General features: G+C 58.3%; 19 protein-coding genes. 7 read left to right on the forward strand and 12 right to left on the reverse strand.

The features are described from left to right. Nucleotides 1-34: 34 nt before the first annotated feature. From NK667_RS14975 to NK667_RS14985, 3 genes are all read left to right on the forward strand, one after another. Nucleotides 35-781: an FMN-dependent NADH-azoreductase gene (locus NK667_RS14975; protein WP_236708598.1), complete on the forward strand. Its 747-nt coding sequence runs from the start codon at nt 35-37 to the stop codon at nt 779-781. Then, nucleotides 778-2,187 carry a MocR-like pyridoxine biosynthesis transcription factor PdxR gene (gene pdxR / locus NK667_RS14980; protein ID WP_054615266.1) on the forward strand — a complete coding sequence of 470 codons (1,410 nt, stop codon included), beginning with the start codon at nt 778-780 and terminating at the stop codon, nt 2,185-2,187. Before NK667_RS14975 ends, pdxR begins: the two co-directional genes overlap by 4 nt. A gap of 98 nt (nt 2,188-2,285) precedes the next feature. Next, a complete protein-coding gene (locus tag NK667_RS14985; RefSeq protein ID WP_054615267.1) occupies nt 2,286-2,879 on the forward strand; it encodes an LOG family protein in 594 nt (197 codons plus the stop codon). A 316-nt stretch (nt 2,880-3,195) separates the two neighbouring features. Here NK667_RS14985 and NK667_RS14990 read toward each other — a convergent pair whose 3' ends face one another. The 3 genes from NK667_RS14990 to NK667_RS15000 form a co-directional block, all read right to left on the reverse strand. Beyond that, entirely contained in the window at nt 3,196-3,735 is a 540-nt protein-coding gene (locus NK667_RS14990) for an ester cyclase (protein ID WP_054615268.1), read from the reverse strand. A 34-nt stretch (nt 3,736-3,769) separates the two neighbouring features. After that, entirely contained in the window at nt 3,770-4,798 is a 1,029-nt protein-coding gene (locus NK667_RS14995) for a polysaccharide deacetylase family protein (RefSeq protein ID WP_054615269.1), read from the reverse strand. 132 nt (nt 4,799-4,930) lie between these two features. Continuing rightward, nucleotides 4,931-5,857, reverse strand: coding sequence for a LysR family transcriptional regulator (locus NK667_RS15000; protein ID WP_054615270.1), 927 nt, complete (start codon nt 5,855-5,857; stop codon nt 4,931-4,933). 132 nt (nt 5,858-5,989) lie between these two features. Here NK667_RS15000 and NK667_RS15005 point away from each other — a divergent pair, with 132 nt between their 5' ends. The 4 genes from NK667_RS15005 (at nt 5,990) to NK667_RS15020 (ending at nt 10,565) form a co-directional block, all read left to right on the forward strand. Beyond that, the gene (locus tag NK667_RS15005; RefSeq protein WP_054615271.1) at nt 5,990-6,394 is read left to right on the forward strand and encodes a RidA family protein; all 405 of its coding nucleotides are present in this window, start codon (nt 5,990-5,992) and stop codon (nt 6,392-6,394) included. A 329-nt stretch (nt 6,395-6,723) separates the two neighbouring features. Continuing rightward, complete coding sequence (locus NK667_RS15010) at nt 6,724-8,100, forward strand: pyridoxal-phosphate dependent enzyme (RefSeq protein ID WP_054054968.1); 1,377 nt, start codon at nt 6,724-6,726, stop codon at nt 8,098-8,100. Further along, nucleotides 8,097-9,275: a cystathionine gamma-synthase gene (locus NK667_RS15015; RefSeq protein ID WP_054054970.1), complete on the forward strand. Its 1,179-nt coding sequence runs from the start codon at nt 8,097-8,099 to the stop codon at nt 9,273-9,275. Before NK667_RS15010 ends, NK667_RS15015 begins: the two co-directional genes overlap by 4 nt. Nucleotides 9,276-9,431: 156 nt before the next feature. Continuing rightward, nucleotides 9,432-10,565: an aminotransferase class V-fold PLP-dependent enzyme gene (locus NK667_RS15020; RefSeq protein WP_054615272.1), complete on the forward strand. Its 1,134-nt coding sequence runs from the start codon at nt 9,432-9,434 to the stop codon at nt 10,563-10,565. Between the two features lie 390 nt (nt 10,566-10,955). Here NK667_RS15020 and NK667_RS15025 read toward each other — a convergent pair whose 3' ends face one another. The 9 genes from NK667_RS15025 to NK667_RS15065 form a co-directional block, all read right to left on the reverse strand. Further along, a complete protein-coding gene (locus NK667_RS15025; protein WP_054615273.1) occupies nt 10,956-11,495 on the reverse strand; it encodes a peroxiredoxin in 540 nt (179 codons plus the stop codon). A 45-nt stretch (nt 11,496-11,540) separates the two neighbouring features. Further along, nucleotides 11,541-12,245, reverse strand: coding sequence for a TerC family protein (locus NK667_RS15030; protein ID WP_054615274.1), 705 nt, complete (start codon nt 12,243-12,245; stop codon nt 11,541-11,543). A gap of 85 nt (nt 12,246-12,330) precedes the next feature. Then, nucleotides 12,331-13,647, reverse strand: a complete 1,317-nt coding sequence (locus tag NK667_RS15035) for a CitMHS family transporter (RefSeq protein WP_054615275.1) — start codon at nt 13,645-13,647, stop codon at nt 12,331-12,333. Between the two features lie 203 nt (nt 13,648-13,850). Further along, entirely contained in the window at nt 13,851-15,299 is a 1,449-nt protein-coding gene (gabD, locus tag NK667_RS15040; protein ID WP_054616271.1) for an NADP-dependent succinate-semialdehyde dehydrogenase, read from the reverse strand. Nucleotides 15,300-15,358: 59 nt separating this feature from the next. After that, nucleotides 15,359-16,999 (reverse strand): acetolactate synthase large subunit, encoded by a 1,641-nt coding sequence (locus NK667_RS15045; protein ID WP_054615276.1) that lies wholly within the window; start codon nt 16,997-16,999, stop codon nt 15,359-15,361. 144 nt (nt 17,000-17,143) lie between these two features. After that, entirely contained in the window at nt 17,144-17,929 is a 786-nt protein-coding gene (locus NK667_RS15050; protein WP_054615277.1) for a 2-keto-4-pentenoate hydratase, read from the reverse strand. Between the two features lie 13 nt (nt 17,930-17,942). Beyond that, nucleotides 17,943-18,980, reverse strand: coding sequence for an isocitrate/isopropylmalate dehydrogenase family protein (locus NK667_RS15055; RefSeq protein WP_054615278.1), 1,038 nt, complete (start codon nt 18,978-18,980; stop codon nt 17,943-17,945). Nucleotides 18,981-19,007: 27 nt separating this feature from the next. Continuing rightward, nucleotides 19,008-19,928, reverse strand: a complete 921-nt coding sequence (locus tag NK667_RS15060) for an NAD(P)-dependent oxidoreductase (protein WP_054615279.1) — start codon at nt 19,926-19,928, stop codon at nt 19,008-19,010. Nucleotides 19,929-19,948: 20 nt separating this feature from the next. Beyond that, entirely contained in the window at nt 19,949-21,712 is a 1,764-nt protein-coding gene (locus NK667_RS15065) for an IlvD/Edd family dehydratase (protein ID WP_054615280.1), read from the reverse strand. Nucleotides 21,713-21,805 lie beyond the last annotated feature (93 nt).

Genomic DNA, 21,805 nt, shown 5'->3' on the forward strand with positions numbered 1-21,805 from the left:
ATCGTGGTGCTTCATGGACCAGCGGTGAAGGTCCATGATCCGCCTATTGTCATGGGCCATACCCTTGATTCATGGACCAGTCACAAAGGCGTTTCATGGATCTTTTGCCTGGGTCATGGGGTTCGTAGCATGGGAGCCTCTGTCGATCATCCGGAAGGTAAACACCATGAACATCCTGCATGTCAGTTGCAGCCCTCGCGGACAATCGTCCGAGAGCTATCGGCTGTCGCAAAAAGTGATCGGGCATTTATTGCAGCGCGATCCGAACGCTGAACTGATCAATCGAGTGGTAGGCGCCGGCGGCATCGCGCATGTGGATGAGAACTACGCGATCTCCCAACAATCGCTCGAAGACGTCTCTCAAGAGGGTTCTTTTATCCAGTCCGAAACGTTGATCAACGAACTGGAAAGCGCCGATGTGCTGGTCATCAGCACGCCGATGCACAACTTCACCGTGCCCTCGGCATTGAAGGTGTGGATTGATCACGTCGCTCGGGTGCGCCGGACATTTAATGTCGGCGCCCAAGGCAAAACACCGATGCTGCGCGATCGTCCGGTGTTCGTGGCCATTGCTTCGGGCGGGCGATTTTCCGGGGAGCGTGCGCGTCAGCCGGACTTTTTGACGCCGTATCTCAAAGCCGTGCTAAACATGATCGGCCTGCATGATCTAAATTTCTTCACAGTCGAAGGCACCGCCCTGGGCCCGGATGCGATCGCACAGGCAAGGACCGCGACCGATCAGGCGCTGCACACGTATTTCCACCATCACGAGGCGCAATGACAAATCCCGGCAAGCCTTTTTCGCCCTTGGACCCGGCGTCCAAAGAACCGATCTACCGGCAAATCTACTGGCGGTTCCGCAGCGCGATTTCCGATGGCGCGCTCACGCCGGGCGAGCGGATTCCAGCGGCCCGGGCATTGGCGAAAGAACTCGGCCTGGCCCGTGGCACCATCGATACGGCGTATTCCTTGCTGACCGCCGAAGGCTACATTCAGGCGCGCGGTCAGGCCGGCACGGTGGTGGCGCCGGGGATCAATGTGCGGGCGCCCTCTTCTGCCGCCGAGCGAACGGTCGAAAACTCTTCGATCCGGCACAAGGCGCCGATCCTGCCGTTTCAAATGGCCTTGCCGGCGCTGGACGCCTTTCCCAGGAAAATCTGGGCGCAGATCGGCGCCCGTTGCGTTCGCGCCACGCAGGTAACGGACATGGCCAACCCGTCGGTGTATGGGCTGGAATCGTTGCGCATCGCGATTGCCACTTACCTGCAAGTCGCTCGCGGCATTACCTGCGCGCCGTCCCAGGTGTTCATCACCTCGGGTTATCGCAACTCACTGACGCTGATCGCCCACACCTTGCTCCAACCCGGCGACCGCGTGTTGGTCGAAGACCCTGGCTACCTGCCGACCCGGCAATTGCTCGCGCATCTGCAGATTGAAACGGTGCCGGTGCCGGTCGATCAGGACGGCATGCAGGTGGCACAAGCGGTGAACAACGCGACGGGCGCCCGTGCGGCGGTGGTCACGCCGGCGCATCAAAGTCCGCTGTGCGTGTCGCTGTCGTTGCCGCGCAGGCTGGAGTTGCTGGAGTGGGCAAGCCGCGAGCAGGCCTGGATTGTCGAGGACGACTACGACGGCGAATACCGCTACGTCAGCCGCCCGTTGCCCGCGCTCAAGAGCCTGGATCGCGACGGTCGGGTGTTGTATGCCGGCACGTTCAGCAAGGTGCTGTTTCCCGGGATCCGCCTCTCGTATCTGGTGGTGCCGCCGGCGCAGGTCGAGCGCTTCGAGCACGTCGGTCAGACCTTCCTCGGCAACTGCCCGGAACTCACCCAGGCCATCGTCGCCACGTTTCTCACCGAGGGCCATTTCGCCCGGCATATTCAGCGCATGCGAAAACTCTACGGTGAACGCCGGGAGGCGACTGCGCGGGGGCTCAAGGCTGTTTTGGGCGAGCGGATTCGCATTGATGCGCAACCGGGTGGCATGCACTTGATTCTGCGGCTGACGGATCAACAAGCTGATCGCACGCTGGTCGAGCGCCTTCAGCAGGCAGGGATTTATGCCGAAGCGCTGAGCGATTTCAGCATTCGTGGCCAGACCGATTCGGCGCTGCTGCTTGGGTTCGCCAACATCGATTCCCAGGCCACCGCCGAACGCCTCGGCCAGCGCATTCTGGAATTGTTGTAACGGCGTCATGGCCTACTCGATCACTCGATTCTTGGCGCTTTTGCATCAGTCCAACACGCCGCAGGATGAGGCGCTCAGCCCTCAAGCGGACACAATCGATGCCCTCCCCACTTCGCAGCATTGCGGTTTTCTCCGGCTCCAACTTTGGCTTCAACCCCGCCTATACCGAAGGCGCTCGTGCCCTGGGCCGGGAAATCGGCAGACGCGGTTTGCAACTGGTGTACGGCGGCACCGACCGGGGTTTGATGGGGATCGTGGCCGATGCCGTGCTGGCCGAAGGTGGCGAAGTGGTGGGCATCATCACCCGCTATTTGCATGACCTCGGCCACCTGCATGGCGGACTTACCCGGCATGAAATCACCCCGGACATGCGCAGCCGCAAGACCCGCATGAGTGAATGGGCGGACGCCTTCATTGCCTTGCCGGGTGGTTTGGGGACCTTTGAAGAATTGTTCGAAGTCGCGACATTGACCCAACTCGGCGAGCACAACAAAGGCGTCGCCTGCCTGAACATCGGCGACTTCTTCAACCCGGTGCGCAGCCTGTTTGAGCACGCGGTGAAGGAAGGATTCATGAAAACCGAACACAGCGACATGTTGATCTTCGACACCGATCCGGCGGCGCTCATTGATGCGCTGGAGCAATGGCAAGCGCCCAACGTCAACAAATGGATCGCCCCCGCACAGACCTAAAACCACCACAAATCCCTGTAGGAGCGAGGCTTGCCCGCGAAGGCGGCGTGTCAGCCAACATCAAAGTCGACTGACACACCGCCTTCGCGGGCAGGCCTCGCTCCTACAAGGTTAGTGAGACATGCCCAATTGCTCAGTGGCAGGCCCAAGCGCCAACAAACGGACCGCCCCCACACAGACCTAAAACCACCACAAATCCACTGTGGGAGCTGGCTTGCTCGCGAATGCGGTGTGTCAGACAAGTTTATGTCGACTGATACGACGCTTTCGCGAGCAAGCCCGCTCCCACAGTGGGAAATTTGCGTGACGGCAGAAGTTAGTGAGACATGCCCAGCTGCTTCATCAACGTCAGGTTGTCTTCGATGTGCCAGTTTGCGGCGATTTTGCCGTTTTCAATCTGGTAGATATCGGTGGCGATGAAGTCCACGGTTTGCCCGGTGCCTTTGGTCTCGCCAAAGGTCCCGGTGAAATGCCCGCGAAAATGCAGGTGCACCACGACCCGGTCGCCGGCGATGATCATTTGCTCGACTTCACAACTCAGGTCCGGTACCGCACCACGAAACGCCCGGGATGCCAGCAACGGCCCTTCCAGCCCTTGTTTGCGGCCTTCGGGTGGGGTCTTGTCGATGAAGTTGTTGGCTAGCGCCTCTCGGGCAAATGCTTCTTCGCCGGTGTTCCAGAACGTGTCGTAACGGCGAGCGGCGGTTTCCATGAGGTTGAGTTGCGCGGGGCTCAGGCTCTTGTCGGTGATCAACACACCGGGTTTAACCAGCTCGGTGGCGGCGGCAGTGCCGGAGACTGTCACGGCGAACAAAATACCGGCGATGAGGGACGCAGATGCGATTGAACGTGGCATCGTCAGGCTTCCTTTAAATAATGTCGGGCAAGACTCAAATCGTCTCGGTTTCCCGAATGCTGAGTGGGCTGTTGAGGGTGTATTCAGCGATGGCGTCCTTGCGCATGAAGGCGACACCGGGATGGCGTTTGGCGTAGCGCAGAAATTCGTCCCAGACCCGCACCATCTGCGGCGTGCCGCTAATCCGGTCATGCGCACTGACCGACATCATGCGCCGCCGGCTGCCGGCCTCTTCGTAGAGCTGATCGAACTCCAGTTTTATCTGCTCCAGGAATTGCCCCGGCGAGTAGTTGCGACCCTCGATCAGCACGATGTCGTTGTTGCGCAGGGTGTACGGCACCACGACAAAATCCTTGCCGTTGACCTGTTCGATAAAGGGTTCGTCGCGGCTGACATCATCGATGTGATAGACGTAACCCAGCTCCTGCAACAGCGACAACGTATTGGGGCCGCGCCGCAGCCAGTTGCAGTTGTAGCCTTTCACCGGCAGGCCAGTGACCTCGGTCAGCATGCTCGCGGCCTGCTGCAGGAAGGCGCGTTCCTCGTCCCGGCTCATGGCAAATTGCGAGCTCCAGTGCGGGCCGTGCCCCGAGGCTTCATGGCCACGGGCAACGATCTCTTTGGCCAGTGCCGGGTTGCGTTTCACCGCATCGCCGATCATGTGGCTGGTGACTTTGACGCCGTGGCGATCCCACAGGTCGAGCAGCCTCGGAACGCCTTCGCGGTAACCGTAGGCAAACCAGGTATTGGTGGCCGGGTCCGAGGGCACGCTGTCGGGGAAATTCACGCGAGGAAACGGGCTGTCGGTGTCTTTGAGCGGCTGCCCACCGGCTTCGAACTGCATGGAAATCGAAACCACCAACCGCGTATCGCCCGGCCAGAAACCACCCTTGGATTTGCTCGAAGTTGGCGTTGCCGCGCCGGTGCTTTGCGCGGCGGAAGCGTTGGCCGGACTGAGCAAGGCGCCAGCCGCCAGTACGGCCGCCCCTGCACCGGCCTGGGCCAGAAAGGTCCGGCGTTGCGGGTTTGGTGGGCTCGCAGATTCGGTGTTCGTGGGTTCCATGCTGTTGACCTCAAACAATAAGTGATGCGCCGAAGGGGAATGGCGCAACGTTAGTGCTTAAGGTTTATTTTGATAATCAGGCAAAAATCGAAAATCAATTTCGGATATGCCGAAGAATGTTTTCAACGGGCCTTATGCATCAGGTCGATCCGTGATCGGCGCATGCTGCGTCATCAGTTCCGCGACCCAATCGATAAACACCCGTAGCTTGCGGCTGATATGCCGGTTCGGCGGAAACGCTACATAAATCGGCATCGGATCAAGCTGCCAGCCACCGAACAGCCGCACCAAATCACCGCTCGCTTCATGGGCCTTGGACATGTAGTCGGGCATCCACAGCACACCGAGCCCGGCCAGGCCCGCCGCGAGATAAGCGTTGCCGTCATCGACCGCCAGCACGTAGCGACCCTTGATCTCCACGCTCTCACTGTCGCTGCGCATGGCATAGGGCAAGGCCCTGCCGGTGCGCGCCCAGAGGAAACCGACGATGCGATGCGCAGAATCCTCCAGCTCCCGTGGGTGCAACGGCATGCCGACGCGCGCCAGATAGCTCGGCGCCGCAAACACCCCGAGTTGCAGATCGCCGACCCGCCGCGCCATCAGCGACTGATCGGTGAGTTCGCCGCCGCGCACCACGCAATCGACGTTCTCGCCGATGATATCGACCATGCGATCGCTGACGCCCATGTCGATCTGGATGTCGGGATAGCGCGCATGAAACTCAGGCAGCGCCGGCACCAGAATCATGCTCGCCAACGGACTCGGCACATCCACCCGCAGGCGTCCCCGAGGCTGCACCGACGCACCGGACAAACCGGTCTCGGCATCGTCCAGGTCCGCCAGCAGCCGCACCACGCGCTCGTAAAACACCGCGCCATCGGCGGTGACGTTGACCTTGCGCGTGGTGCGATTGAGCAACTTGACCCGTAACCGCGCCTCCAGTTGCTGCACCAGTTGCGTCACGCTGGTCTTGCTCATGTGCAACGTCTCGGCAGCCTTGGTGAAGCTGCCCGCCTCCACGACTCGCGCAAAAGCCTGCATCGCATCAAAACGGTCCATATTCGCCCCGGATTGTTTGGGTTTTACAAACAGTGATAGCTACGGTTGCTCGTTTATCGGGCAGGCGCAAGTCCTTACAGTCACTTCATCGTTAATGACGGGTCACTGTTGACCTGCCGATGGAGGCACTTTATGACTCAGCGTGATGTGGTTTTCCCGCCTGGACGACAGGCACTTTACGAGCGCAATCGCTACTCGCCAGCGATCAAATCTAATGGTTTCCTGTTCGTTTCGGGGCAAGTCGGCAGCACCGAGGACGGTTCGCCCGAGCCGGTTCTGGAGGATCAGGTGCGCCTCGCGTTCAACAACTTGAACGCGATCCTGCGTGAGGCCGGTTGCACGTTTGACGACGTGATTGATGTGACTGTGTTTATCGTCAATCCGCAGGAGCGGTTTGAAAAAATCTGGAGCGTGGTGCCGGAGTTCTGGGGCAATGCGCCGCATCCGACGGTAACCGCTGTGGGTGTGACTTGGCTGTATGGTTTCCAGTTCGAAATCAAAGTCATCGCCAAACTGCCGGAAGCCACCACGAACTGACCTGCCCACCAGCGATCCCCTGTGGGAGCGGGCTTGCTCGCGAAAGCGGTGTAACAGTCAGCATCTATGTTGAATGTTAAGCAGCCTTCGCGAGCAAGCCCGCTCCCACAGGGGTTATGCGTCATGGTTAAAACCGGTGAATCTGAAGCCGCTGCCCCGTTACAGGAGCAGCGGCTTTTTCGTTGTAGGGGAACAGCGTCGCGCCATTACCGAATGGCGACACCCGGTTGCGGATGGAGCCAACCCGGCCTATGGTCCAAGCGTGATTTGCCTGCAACGGGCGGGCGACATTTCGCCGCCAGTTGCTGCCCCCCACAGGAGGTGACGCTATGCCGAATAATTCCCGCCCCGCCGTTCTTGAACTGATCGGCAATACCCCGCTGGTGCGCGTCAGCCGCTTCGACACCGGCCCGTGCACGCTTTTTCTCAAACTCGAATCGCAGAACCCCGGCGGTTCGATCAAGGACCGCATCGGCCTGGCGATGATCGACGCCGCCGAGCGCGATGGACGCCTTAAACCCGGCGGCACCATCGTCGAAGCCACCGCCGGCAACACTGGCCTGGGACTGGCGCTGGTCGGCCGTGCCAAGGGTTATCGCGTAGTGCTGGTGGTGCCGGACAAGATGTCCACCGAGAAGGTCTTGCACTTGAAGGCCATGGGCGCCGAAGTGCACATCACCCGCTCCGATGTCGGCAAGGGCCATCCCGAGTACTACCAGGACGTGGCGGCGCGTTTGGCCAAGGAAATTCCCGACGCGTTCTTTGCCGATCAGTTCAACAACCCGGCCAATCCGCTGGCCCACGAATGCAGCACCGCGCCGGAAATCTGGGCACAAACCCAGCATGATCTGGACGCTATCGTGGTCGGTGTCGGTTCCGCCGGCACCCTGACCGGCCTGACCCGTTTCTTCAAACGCGTACAACCCAACCTCGAAATGGTCCTGGCCGATCCGGTCGGCTCGGTGATGGCCGAATACAGCCGCAGCGGCATCCTCGGCAAGCCCGGCTCGTGGGCGGTGGAAGGCATCGGCGAAGACTTCATTCCGTCGATCACCGACCTCTCCAGCGTGCGCCACGCCTACTCGATCGGCGATGAAGAAAGCTTTGATCATGCCCGCCAACTGCTGCGCGCCGAGGGCATTCTCGGCGGCTCATCGACCGGCACCTTGCTGGCTGCGGCGCTGCGTTATTGCCGCGAACAAACCGAGCCGAAACGCGTGGTCACGTTCGTCTGCGACACCGGCACCCGCTACCTGTCGAAGGTCTACAACGACCAATGGATGAACGACCAGGGCCTGCTGCAGTACAAACGCTACGGCGATCTGCGCGACCTGATTTCCCGGCGCTTCGAGGATGGCCGGGTGATCAGCGTCGGCCCGGATGACACGCTGCTCACCGCGTTCCAGCGCATGCGCCTGGCGGATGTCTCGCAACTGCCAGTGCTGGTAGACGGCAAGCAACTGGTCGGGGTGATCGACGAGTCGGATATTCTGTTCGGCATGCAAGAAGATGCCTCGCACTTTCGCTTGACCGTGGCCAGCGCAATGACCGACAAAGTGCAGACCCTGTCGCCCGGCGCCAGTCTGGCTGAACTGCAAGCCGAACTCGATCGCGGGCTGGTGGCGATTATTGCCGACGCTTCAGGCTTCCACGGCCTGATTACCCGCGTCGACCTGCTCAATCACTTACGGAGATCCCTTACATGAGTCAGCACGATGAAACCGGTGCGCCGCGCGCCTTCGCCACTCGGGTGATCCACGCCGGGCAGGTGCCGGACCCGTCCACCGGGGCGCTGATGCCGCCGATCTACGCCAACTCCACCTACCTGCAATCGAGCCCCGGCGTGCACAAGGGCCTCGACTACGGTCGCTCGCACAACCCGACGCGTTTCGCCCTGGAGCGTTGCGTCGCCGACCTCGAAGGCGGCACCCAGGCCTTCGCATTCGCCTCCGGGCTGGCGGCGATTTCCACCGTGCTTGAGCTGCTCGACGCCGGCTCGCACATCGTCTCCGGCAACGACCTGTATGGCGGCACTTTCCGCCTGTTCGACAAAGTGCGCCAACGCAGCGCCGGGCATCGCTTCAGCTACGTCGACCTGACCGACCTCTCGGCTTTCGAAGCGTCGCTGCAGGACAACACGCGGATGGTCTGGGTCGAAACCCCGAGCAACCCGCTGCTGAGCCTCACCGACCTCAGCGCCATCGCCCGCCTCTGCCGCGACCGCGGGATCATCTGCGTCGCCGACAACACTTTCGCCAGCCCATGGATCCAGCGTCCGCTGGAACTCGGCTTCGACATCGTCGTGCACTCGACCACCAAATACCTCAACGGCCATTCCGACGTGATCGGCGGCATCGCCATCGTCGGGCAGAACCCGGAACTGGCCGAACGCCTGGGCTTCCTGCAAAACTCCGTCGGCGCCATCTCCGGCCCGTTCGACGCCTTCCTCACCCTGCGCGGCGTGAAAACCCTGGCCCTGCGCATGGAACGCCACTGCAGCAACGCACTGGAACTGGCGCAATGGCTGGAACGCCAGCCGCAAGTATCCCGCGTCTACTACCCGGGCCTGCCGTCGCACCCGCAGCACGAATTGGCACGCCGGCAAATGCGCGGGTTTGGCGGGATGATTTCGGTTGACCTGAACACCGACCTGGCGGGCGCCAAACTCTTTCTTGAAAGCGTGAAAATATTTGCCCTGGCTGAAAGTCTGGGTGGCGTGGAGAGCTTGATCGAGCACCCGGCGATCATGACTCACGCGAGTATTCCGGCGGAAACGCGGGCGCAGTTGGGGATTGGCGATGGCTTGGTGCGGTTGTCGGTGGGGGTTGAGGATGTGGAGGATTTGAGAGCGGATCTGGCGCAGGCGTTGGCGCGGATTTGAATCGAAGGCTGGACTGCGAGCATTGCCAAGTCCAGCAATCGACCTGATGAGATCAGCCGCTCGATAGAGTCGCCATTCAATCCCGAGCAATTTGTCATTTGCCAAGGCTTAAGGCAGGGTCGAAACCACTGAGATCCCTGCCAAAGGAGTTACCCCATGTCAAAGCTCTATCCCAGTATCGATCCCGAGGGGCTGGTCGAGTACTCAGTGGTCTATACCGACCGTTCGCTCAACCACATGTCGCAGTCGTTTCAGGACGTGATGAAGAACATTTCCAGGACCCTGAAACAGGTCTACAACGCCCAGGCTGTGGCGGTGGTCCCGGGCAGCGGCACATTCGGCATGGAAGCGGTGGCGCGACAGTTTGCCACCGACCAGCAATGCCTGGTGATACGCAACGGCTGGTTCAGTTATCGCTGGAGCCAGATCCTTGAGATGGGCAAGATCCCGGCGGCCACCACGGTGCTGAAAGCCCGACCGGTCGACACGGGTCACCAGGCTGCCTACGCCCCACCGCCTCTGGACGAAGTGCTGGCAGCCATTGCGGCGCAGAAGCCGCAGATTGTCTTCGCGCCCCACGTTGAAACCTCATCAGGGATTATCCTGCCCGACGAGTACCTGCGGGCCGTCGGCGACGCCGTGCATGCGGTGGGCGGCCTGTTCGTGCTGGACTGCATCGCCTCGGGCACGCTTTGGGTTGATATGCAGAAATGCGCAGTCGACCTGCTGATCAGCGCACCGCAGAAAGGCTGGAGCGCCTCCCCTTGCTGCGCGCTGGTGATGCTCAGTTCTTTGGCCCTCGAGCGCATCGAACAGACGCAAAGCAGCAGCTTCGCCTGCGACCTGAAAAAGTGGCTGCAGATCATGCAGGCCTACGAACAGGGCGGACATGCCTACCATGCGACCATGCCCAGCGATTCCCTCGCGCGATTTAACGAAGTGATGAAAGAGACGCAAGCCTACGGCTTCGAAAAGGTCCGCGACGAACAACAGGCTCTGGGCGATCGGGTGCGCGCAATGTTGACCGGCAAAGGCATCAAAAGCGTGGCCGCAGCCGGCTTCCAGGCCCCTGGCGTAGTGGTGAGCTACACCGATGACGCCGACATCAAGAGCGGTAAGAAATTTGCCAACCACGGCCTACAGATCGCCGCCGGAGTGCTGTTGCAATGCGACGAGCAGGCCGATTTCCAGACCTTCCGCATCGGTCTGTTCGGACTGGAAAAGCTGCACAATATCGAGCGCACGGTCAGCACCCTGGAGCAGGCACTGGACGAGGTGATGGGTAATTAAGGCCGATTCGGGCCGACAGCAGATAGCGAACTTGTGAACTCCAGGAAGGCATTCGGCGTTGGGCACTGCCGGCCCATGGCGCTGATCTTTGGCGAGTTTGACGCTGGTCGCCGGGATGTGGTGTTAGAACCATAAGGGAAAGCCCGTGGACGTGTGTTACTGACACGGGTGCCCTTTTGCGCTAATAGAAAAGGTTTCCAACGAAGCCTTTTCATGGGACGGAGAATTGGCGGCTGAATGAGTTGGATTGACTTGAGGCTGAGGTTTGCCAAGGTCTGCAATCGGCCAAAAGCAGCCCGTCTCCAAGTGCAGATCACGGTTAGGCACATCCTCGGAATATCCTCTACTTACCAGCTTTTCCATCGTCATGCGAGCCGAAAAAAGTTCCCCTTAGGCTTCTCCGCTTTGGGCAATCCACGTAAGCACCTCGGTTGCATTGGCACCGGGGTCCTGAATGTCCTCAAATGTGTTTACAACAAGCCCGTCATGAATGATTAGCGTTATTCGAGCGTAAAATGTTTGTCCCTCCACATCAAAGGTTTTCAGCCCTAAGCTTGATGCCAACTTGCAATGGGGATCAGAGAGTAACGAGTAGTTGAGACTCATACGCTGTACGAGTTCTTGCTGGTACGCACTTGCCTGAGTAGAAAGTCCAAACACATTCAAGAAGCCTGAATCGACCAGTTGATCGCGACTGTCTCTGAACCCGCATGCCTGAGGGGTACAGCCTCTGGCGCCAGGAATTTCCGAAAGCCCCTCAGGTGCCGTCTCGTTGGGATTTCCGGTTCGGGGGTAGATAAAAATCACGCACCACCCTGAAAGGCTGGTCAAATCGATATCCATGCCCGTTGTACATGGCAATGAAATCGCGGGCAGACGCCGGCCGATTAAAACGTTAGTACTGTGATCGATAGGCAAGTTGATGTTCATAAAGCTCTCGTATTGTTGATTATTAACGGCGACGTATTGCGTTTGTCAGAGCGGTGGACACTCTTCCTGGTCAGTTTTCGTCTTGATTCGGGCGTAGAAAGAGCCCACGCAAACAACGAAAACGGCGCCAATGCTTGAAGCAACGTAGTACAGGGTTTTATCCGCGTTCATGCTTGGTTGCACCAAGGTGTCCAAACTTGCCATGCCGCCAGCTATCCACCCGAGCAACCCGGCGCCAAATAGGACCACCTGCGGAAATCGCTCTATCAGATCGAGAACAAACCCGCTGCCCCAGACGATGATGGGGATGCTGATCAATACTCCAAGTGAGACGATAAACATATCCCCTCCCGCGGCGCCCGCTATAGCCAAGACGTTGTCCAAAGACATGACAGCGTCGGCAATGACAATCGTTTTTATCGCATTCAGAAGTAAGACAGTCCCCTTGATAGAATCGTAGTGATCCTCCTCTGCCTTCATCATTTTGATCCCTATCCATAAAAGCAAGATCGCCCCGACGATTCTCAAGCCCGGAAGTGCCAACAACTGCATGGCAAAGAAGAGCATGACGATGCGCAGCACAATGGCCCCCGCCACGCCAGAGATGACGGCTTTGCTTCTTAGATGCCTGGGGAGATTTCGACAAGCCATGGCGATAACCACGGCATTGTCAGCCCCCAACATAATGTCAATGGCTATGATTTGCCCGATCGCCAGCCAAGGACCTGGCAAGTTCAAGAACTCAATCAACTGGAAACTCCTGGCTGCGGCGCAGCGAGCATGATTTTTAAACCCAAGTACTTCTAGCAGATCGCTTTGGGCGTCGGATTGACTTCTAACTCAAGTGGTAAAGCGGAAAGGCGCCGAATAGAAGTCCGCCAGCCAACAGGCTCAAACTGGAAAGAATTGCCCACTTCAGTGCAAAGCGCTGGTGGTCACCCAAATCGACTTTCGCCAAGGAAATCAGTAGATAGAGAGCAGGAACCAACGGGCTCAACAGGTGCACGGGTTGACCCACTATGGAGGCACGAGCAATCTCCAAAGGCGTGATGCCATATTGAGCGGCTGTGTGGGCGATCACAGGCAGGATGCCGAAGTAAAAGGCATCATTGGACATGAAGAACGTCAAAGGCATGCTGATCAGCGCGGTGAACACCGCAAGAAAAGGACCAAAGCTGTCAGGGATGATGCTAAGCAAGCTTTTAGCCATGGCATCGACCATGCCTGTACCCGATAGAATCCCCGTAAATATGCCCGCCGCGAATATAAGCGCAGTCACCGCCAATACATTTGAGGCGTGGGCAGCAATCCGTTCCCTCTGTTGTTCAATCCTTGGGTAGTTGATCACTATCGCGATAGCAAACCCCACCATAAACAATATCTGGATAGGCATTGCACCGACGACGAGGCAGGCAATCAATACGAGCGTAACGATCAAATTGGGCCAGAACATTTTGGGACGTCGAAGTTTTTCACACTCTTCTGCCGAACCATGCCCCAAGGCCAACGAGCCGTTATGAAAATCCTCCAGATGGATAACGCCAAGCCGAGCACGCTCGCGGCGGCCGAGAACTATAGCGGTGAACACCAGGGTCGCCGCGGCAATCAGCAGGGCAGGAATCATCGGGAGAAATATCTCCAGCGCGTCCACGTGCAGCGCGGCGGCAGCACGTGCTGTAGGGCCTCCCCATGGTGAGATATTCATGATTCCGGTAGCGATGCTAAGTATGCAAGTCAGGCCGAGAACATTCATGCCAAGGCGCTGGTAAAGTGGCAAAAATGCTGCGCAGGCGATCATGTACGTCGTGGAGCTGTCGCCATCCAGAGACACGAGCATGGTGAGTATTGCGGTACCCACTAGCACTTTCAGCGGATCACCTTTCACCAACTTTAGAATATTGCGTACCAGCGAATCGAAAAGCCCGGCGTCGATCATGATGCCGAAATAAAGGATTGAGAACGTCAACATGACACCTGTAGGGGCCAATGTCTTTACCCCATCCAGCATCATTGATCCCAGTCCTGCGTAGTGACCTCCCAGAACGGCAAAAACGATAGGAACGATGATCAAGGCAATTAGCGCCGACAGGCGCTTCGTCATGATCAGGTACATGAAGCAGATAACCATTGAAAAGCCGAGGATTGCCAACATGGCCGGACTCTCTTTTTTTATTAGGCGCACAGAGTCCCCAGCGGCCACATCTGGCCGTTCTGAAGACGGTTTCTGGTGGGAAGCGGGTCAGGCTATGGCGGAGGTGCCGCGCTGGATGGCAAGACGTGGATCATGGGAAAACCTCGCATGTTGTTATGTTTGTTTTATGCAGTTCAATGTCATCAAGTGAGCAGGCTGCTTGTTCAAATGCTCAAGCAAATGTATTTGATCTCCAGGTACTCCTCGATCCCGTACTTGGAGCCCTCACGACCCAGCCCGGAGGCTTTTACTCCACCGAAGGGTGCGACCTCGTTTGAGATAAGCCCGGTGTTAATGCCGACCATGCCGTACTCCAGCGCTTCGGCAACGCGAAACACACGGGACAGGTCGTGGGCATAGAAGTAGGAAGCCAGGCCAAATTCAGTATCATTCGCCAAGTCGACGACCTCCGCTTCATCCATAAAGCGAAACAGCGGCGCAAGTGGGCCAAAAGTCTCTTCCCTGGCGACCTTTGCGCTATTAGGGACATCCACCAAAATGGTCGGTAAAAAATAGCCGCCACCCTTGGAATGGGCCTCTCCACCCGCAACGATCCGGGCGCCTTTGCTCACAGCGTCATCAATGTGCTCTTTGATCTTCGCGACGGCCTTGGCATCAATCAAAGGGCCAACGCTTACGCCTTCGTCCAGACCGTTGCCGACCCTCAGTTTCGCGACGGCAACCCTTAGTTTTTCGCAGAACGCATCGTAAACGCCGTCCTGCACATACAGTCGGTTAACGCAGACACATGTCTGCCCCGCATTGCGATACTTCGAAGCAATGGCGCCTTCCACGGCTTTGTCCAAATCAGCGTCATCAAAGACGATGAAGGGCGCATTCCCCCCCAACTCAAGGGACAACTTCTTCAACGTCGGTGCGCTCTGCGCCATCAACCTGGAGCCAATTTCAGTAGAGCCAGTAAAGGAAATTTTGCGCACGATGGGGTTTTCAGTCAGCTCGGCACCAATCTCAGTGGCCGAACCCGTGACAACGTTGAGCACACCTTTGGGGATGCCAGCGCGCTCCGCCAATTCGGCCAGGGCCAGTGCCGTGAACGGTGTCTGACTGGCAGGCTTGACCACCATCGTACATCCGGCCGCCAGCGCCGGCCCCGCTTTGCGGGTGATCATCGCCGCTGGAAAATTCCACGGGGTAATCGCGGCGGTGACACCGATCGGCTGCTTGATGACAAGGAGGCGTTTGTCGGCCTGATGTCCTGGAATCGTATCGCCATAGACCCGCTTGGCCTCTTCGGCAAACCACTCTAGAAACGAAGCGGCATAGATAATCTCGCCCTTGGCCTCCAGTAGCGGTTTTCCCTGCTCAAGGGTCATGAGCCGGGCCAAGTCATCCTGGTTCTCAAGCACCAGCTCGTACCAGCGACGCAACTTGATTGAGCGCTCTTTTGCGGTCAGCGAACGCCAACCTTGCAATGCGCGTTGGGCTGCATCAATGGCGCGTTGAGTCTCGATACGCCCCAACCCGGGAACCGTACCAAGCGTCTTTCCATTGGCTGGATTGTCCACGGCAAACGTGGCGCCGTTGTCGGCATTGATCCAGATGCCGTCCACATAGGCTTGTTGTCGAAACAGGGAAGCATCTTTGAGCTGCATGACGTTCTCTTCTTGTTGGAGGGCCGGGGTCCCTGAGGTTTGCGTGACGAGGAGCGATTTCATACCGCAGCACTCAACGCCTTGATCTCCTGATGCAGGATGCGGTCGTTCTCCGAATAGTCGACCGGGCAGTCGATCACATGCACACCGGGGGTCTCCAGGCAGTGCTGTACCAACGGCGCGAAAGCGGCTGCGCTGTTAACCCGGTGGCCAAAGGCACCGTAGCTTTGGGCGTAAAGCACGAAGTCCGGGTTTCCGTAGTCCAGACCAAAATCCTCAAACCCCATCTGTGCCTGCTTCCAGCGAATCATTCCGTAAGCGTCGTCGCGCAGGATGATGACCACCAGATTCATCTTCAAACGCACGGCGGTTTCAAGCTCCTGGCTGTTCATCATGAATCCACCATCGCCACACACCGCCACAATCGGAATCTGGGGATAGACGAGGCGTGCCGCCATCGCCGAAGGCAGACCGGCTCCCATGGTTGCCAATGCGTTATCCAGCAATACGGTGTTCGGCATGTAGGCCTTGTAGTTGCGGGCAAACCAGATTTTGTAGATACCATTGTCCAAGGCAACGATGCCGTTGGCCGGCATGACCTGGCGCAGGTCCGCGACCAGTCGTTGCGGGTAAACCGGAAAACGATCGTCGGTAGCGCCTTCGGCTACGTGAGCTTCGTTGGCTTCACGAATCGCCAGCAAACGTTTGAAATCCCAGGTTGGCTGCGCAACTAGTGCATCGTTGATCTCCCAGATCGCATTGGCGATATCACCCACCACCTCGATCTGAGGGAAATACACAGGATCAACCTCGGCGGAACGGAAACTGACATGGATTACTTCGGAGCCACCACGAACCATAAAAAAAGGCGGCTTTTCAATCACGTCATGGCCGATGTTGACGATTAGATCAGCCGCCTCCAGCGCACGGTGAACGAAGTCATTGGCCGACAACGCCGCATTGCCCAAAAAACGCGGATGGCGTTCGTCGACGACGCCCTTGCCCAACTGCGTCGTTACGAACGGAATGCCGGTTTTCTCTATCAGTTGAAGTAGCACCCGGGCAGTCGACTTGCGGTTAGCCCCGGCACCGATGACCAACACCGGACTGCGTGCGGCTTGCAACTTGGCAACCGCGGCACGGATGGATTTTGCTTCGGCCACTGGGCGACGGCTGAGGCTTGGCGCAATGGGCGTGCTGTCGGTGTCTTCGGCGGCGATATCTTCAGGCAGCTCCAGGTGCACCGATCCTGGTTTTTCTTCTTCGGCCAGCCGGATTGCTTCACGGATACGCGACGGAATGTTATCGGCGGAAGCCAGTTGATGGGTGTACTTGGTCAGGGGCGCCATCATCCCGCAGACATCGAGAATCTGGAAACGGCCCTGCTTTGATTTTTTGATAGGCTTCTGACCTGTGATCATCAGCATCGGCATGCCTCCCAGATAGGCATAGGCTCCGGCGGTGACCAGGTTGGTCGCACCCGGGCCAAGCGTCGAGAGGCAGACACCGGTCTTGCCTGTGAGACGACCGTAAGTGGCGGCCATGAAGCCAGCGGGCTGCTCGTGGCGCGTCAGAATCAGCTTGATCGGCGAACGGGACAGCGAGTCCAGTAGGTCGAGGTTTTCTTCGCCGGGGATGCCGAATACATATTCAACACCCTCGTTTTCCAGACAGCGCACAACCAGCTCAGCAGCTTTCATTTTTTTACGCTCTTCGATAATTCAGTGAACAACCACGTTCTAATGGCGTGCATCAATCGGCGGAGCTTATCCAGCCAGGTAACGGCCTGGGCAGGTTTCGCCGTCAATGCATTGGCTTGCGCTATGACTGATGCGTCCTGAGTTTCACAGGGAGAACGTCAGCTCTTTATTGAAGTAACTCACCGACAGGACATGACCGGGCCCTTTGATATCGAAGGGCTCGCACATAGCCCCAGTCGACACTAGGTGACCGGCACGCAGCGTCACGCCCCGCTCGGCGGCATGCTGGTAGAGGGCAGCCAGCGAACTCAGAGGATCTGTAGCCGTGTCACCAAACAGACCTTTTGCCCTGGGTACGCCGTCCAGATTGACGACGGCCGTTTCCGCCAGCTCGCGCATGGCGTGCAGGTCTATGCCTTCACAAATCGACTTGCCCACAACCAGCGCTTCAAAACCGACGTTATCCGCAGCAAAGCTTGGCCATCCGACTGTTTTGCGGTCGGTGAAGCGCGAGCGCACCACCTCAAAGGTCACGCAAGTGGAGCGGATGTCCTCAGGGTTGACCGTTCTGCCCATCACAGGAGGCAGGTCCCGATCCAGGACAAAAGCAATTTCGCACTCGATCGTCACCGGCGTATCGGCAGGCAGTTGCAGGTGAATGCCAGTCCCATGCAGGCGCGCTCTTTCGAGCTGTCCTACCAGAGGCCGTGACAATTTCGCGGCGCGCATCGCAGCGGGGCTGCCCACGCCAAGCTTCCAGCCCGCCTGAGTACCGCCGGCCAATTTGAATAGCTCGTCCTGTGCGTCATAACCCTGTTTGAGCGTTTCCGGTTTGACTTCAGCAGGCAGCAGGTTTAACAGCTCGCCACTGCGCCACGCCTTCAACAAAACCGCTGCGGTCGCATTTGGATCAAAAAGAGAAGTTGGCATGTTGATCTCCTGATTATTGAGCGCGCAGTCGTTGGCAGACGGCGTCAGCAAATTCGAGTGTGGAGGCCTGACCTGTCAGGTCCCGAGTCCGTACATTGTCGGTATTCAAGGTTTCGTCGATGGCAACGCGCAGCCGCTGGGCGTCTTGTTCCAGGCCTACATGAGTCAGCATCATGGCCGCGGCCAGCATCAACGAAATCGGGTTGGCGATACCCATGCCGGCGATATCTGGTGCAGAACCATGAACCGCCTCGAAAATCGCGGTATCGGTGCCAAAGTTGGAGCCAGGCGCCATGCCCAGACCGCCCACCAAGCCGGCCAACTGGTCGGAGAGAATGTCGCCAAACAGGTTGGTGCAAAGCAACATGTCGAAACGCCAAGGGTTGAGCACCAGTTGCATGGCGCAGGCATCCACGATCATGTCCTCTATCTCGACCCGTCCTTCGTACTCCTTTGCGACTTCCCGAGCGGCTTCAAGGAACAACCCCGTCAGCTTCTTGAGTATGTTGGCCTTGTGCACGACCGTGATTTTCTTACGGCCATTTTTAATGGCGTACTCAAAGGCAAACCGCGCAATGCGCTCGCTGCCTTCACGTGTGTTGATGCCACTGGAAACGGCGATCGCCCGAGGATCGTTACCCACCGGGATGTAATACTCATTGGCGACGTAGAAACCCGCCAGGTTCTCCCGAATGAGGACCAGATCGATGTCCTGATAGCGTCCCGGGATCAGCGTCTTGGCTGGACGGACATTGCCGAACAATTCAAACGTTTCGCGCAGTCGCACGTTGGATGAGCGGAAACCTTCGCCGACTGGCGTCGTCAGCGGGCCTTTGAGCACTAGCTTGCGTGCACGGATACTGTCCAGGGTGGCGGTCGGCAGTGGATCGCCCACCGCTGCGACGCCGGCCATCCCCGCCACTTGGACATCCCAGTCGAAAGGGCTTCCCAGCGCGTCCAGAACCCTGACGGTGGCTTCGACCACTTCCGGCCCGATACCATCACCTGGAATCAGCGTTGCCGGAATTTTGTTTGAAGATGTATTTTCCACGATGGTTTCTCTTTAGAAGGTGCCGGGTTACTGAAGATGAGCGGTGGAGCCACCTGCTGACGGGGCTGTGGCGCGAAACTCCACGCCCAGCAGCCGCTCATACACTTTGATCATCGCGCCCTTGTCACTGTCGCCATGGCCCTGGAGTACGGCGGTCTGGTAGGTCGCCGTGGCGGCGGATAACACGGGTAGCGGAATGCCCATCTTCGTGCTCAACCCGGCGCCACTGACGAGATCCTTGTAGGCATGTTTAAGCGGGTATCCGCTGCTGAACTGGCCAGCCAGAATATGGGGCACGAAAAACTCTGAGGCGTAGCTACGCCCTGTTCCGCTGTTCACGATCGCCGCCACTTTCTCGGCGTTGAGGCCAAGCTTGACGGCCATCGGTAAGATTTCAGCAATGGCCGCGCAGTTAATATCGAACAACAGCTGATTGATGAGTTTGGCCAGTTGACCCGCACCCGCCGCCCCCATGTAGAGAATATTGGAGGCCATTTTTTCCAGGTAAGGAGCGACCTCGTTGAATACCTGCTCGTTCCCGCCACACATGGCAGTCAATGTCCCGTCAACGGCCCGGGAAGCCATGCCGGAAACCGGGGCGTCGAGAAAGTGGATACCTAGTGCGGCCAATTTCGCTTCGATACTCACGGTCAGCGCATAACTGATCGTGCTGGTATCGACGACGATGCTGCCGGGACGCATCCATTGCGCGAGACCTTCGGCACCAAACAGGAAGTGATCGACCACTTCATCATCAGGCAGTGACAAAAACACCAAGTCGCAGTCGGCCAGGGCGCGGCGATCGTCAGTCGCTATCGCTCCCAGCCGTTCCAACTCGGCGTAGGCCCGGCCACTGGCCGTATTGACCAATAAACCGGGGTGAGAACGCAGCAGGTTGATTGCCATGGGCCTGCCCATTTGGCCAAGCCCGATGAATGCCATTTTCATGTTGAATTTCCCTGATTCGATCATGTACGCGGAACAGCGCCATTGAGCGTCGTGGCCTGCAAGAAATCAAAATCCACACCGGTGTCAGCTTGAGTGACCGATTGCAGGAACAACTTGTGGTAGCCACGATCGCCTGTCGGTATCACGACCGGCCTGGCTTCGGAACGCCGGCGCATTTCCTCATCCGAAATCAGCACCGATATCTCCCGATTCGATAGGCTGAGACGAATGCGATCTCCGTTCTGGACATAGGCGAGCGGACCGCCGACCGCCGCTTCGGGGGTGACGTGCAGGACGATGGTGCCGAATGCCGTTCCGCTCATGCGTCCATCGGAAATTCTGATGATGTCCTTCACGCCGGCCTTGGCCAGTTTTTGCGGGATGGGTATATAGCCCGCCTCTGGCATACCCGGTCCGCCCTTGGGGCCAATGTTCTTGAGCACCAGGACATCCTCTGGAGTGACGTCCAGTTCATCGCTGTCGATGCGGGCGGCGAGATCCTCCATATTCTCGAAAACCACGGCACGGCCTTCATGCTCCATCAGACCTGCGTCAGCCGCCGATTGCTTGATGATTGCACCGCCTGGCGCCAGATTACCGCGAAGTACTGCAATGCCTCCCTGGGGATAGATGGGCTGCAAGAAGGGGCGCACTACATTTTGATTGAACGCCGGTTCGCCTCGTTCGAGTTCTTCGCCCAAGGTCCGCCCGGTAACGGTCAGCGCTTCAAGGTTGAGTAAGGGTTTTAACTCACGCAGCAGCGTGGTCATCCCGCCGGCATCGTGAAAATCCTCCATGTACTGGGTGCCAGAAGGCTTGAGATCCACCAATACGGGCGTCTCACGACTCATCCGGTCCAAGGCGGCCAAATCCACTTCCAATCCCATGCGACCGGCAATGGCCGTGAGGTGGACAATACCGTTGGTGGATCCACCAATGGCCAGCAGCACACGCATGGCATTTTCGAACGCGGCCGGGGTCAGGATCTTGTCGATGGTTCGACGCTGGCGAGCCATATCGACGATGCACGTGCCGGTTTCCTCAGCAATGCGCATGCGATCCGAGGTAACGGCTGGAGGTGTCGCGCAACCCGGCACGGTCATGCCCAGCGCTTCAGCGATACAGGCCATTGTGCTGGCGGTGCCCATGACCGAGCAGGTCCCCACACTCGCGACCAGCCGGCTGTTAACGTCGGCGATTTCAACGCCGTCTATTTCGCCGGCACGGAATTTACCCCAGTAGCGTCGGCAGTCAGTGCACGCCCCTACCCGCTCGCCCCGGTGACTGCCCGTGAGCATTGAACCGGTAATCAACTGGATGGCGGGGATACCGGCCGAGGCGGCTCCCATCAACTGCGCTGGGACGGTTTTGTCGCAGCCACCGATCAGGACGACTGCATCCATAGGCTGAGCCCGAAGCATTTCCTCAGTGTCCATCGACATCAGATTGCGCAGGTACATGCTGGTGGGCGCCGAAAAGCTTTCACCGATCGAGATCGTTGGAAATTCCATTGGCAAGCCACCAGCGTGCTGGATACCACGCTTCAGCGCTTCCACCAGTTGGGGCATGTTTCCGTGACAGGGGTTGTACGCACTACCGGTGGAGGCGATGCCTATGACGGGTTTCTCAAGCGCACCGTCGGTGTAACCCGATCCTTTGATAAACGCTTTTCGTAGAAACAGCGAAAAGCCTTTGTCTCCATAGTTGGTGAGGCCACGGCGAAGGCCCGAGGTTTCACTCGAATCTTTCGGGGCACTGGAAGGCAAATCATCGTCAAAAGGCATGGCGTCATATTCCGGGTTGCGTAGGGAACGGGAATGCTGTGTCGCCATACTAGGAACGCTTACTCATCATGTGAAATATATTGTTATGATCAG

It is taken from the genome of Pseudomonas nunensis (assembly GCF_024296925.1).
In the GTDB taxonomy this organism is placed as follows: domain Bacteria; phylum Pseudomonadota; class Gammaproteobacteria; order Pseudomonadales; family Pseudomonadaceae; genus Aquipseudomonas; species Aquipseudomonas nunensis.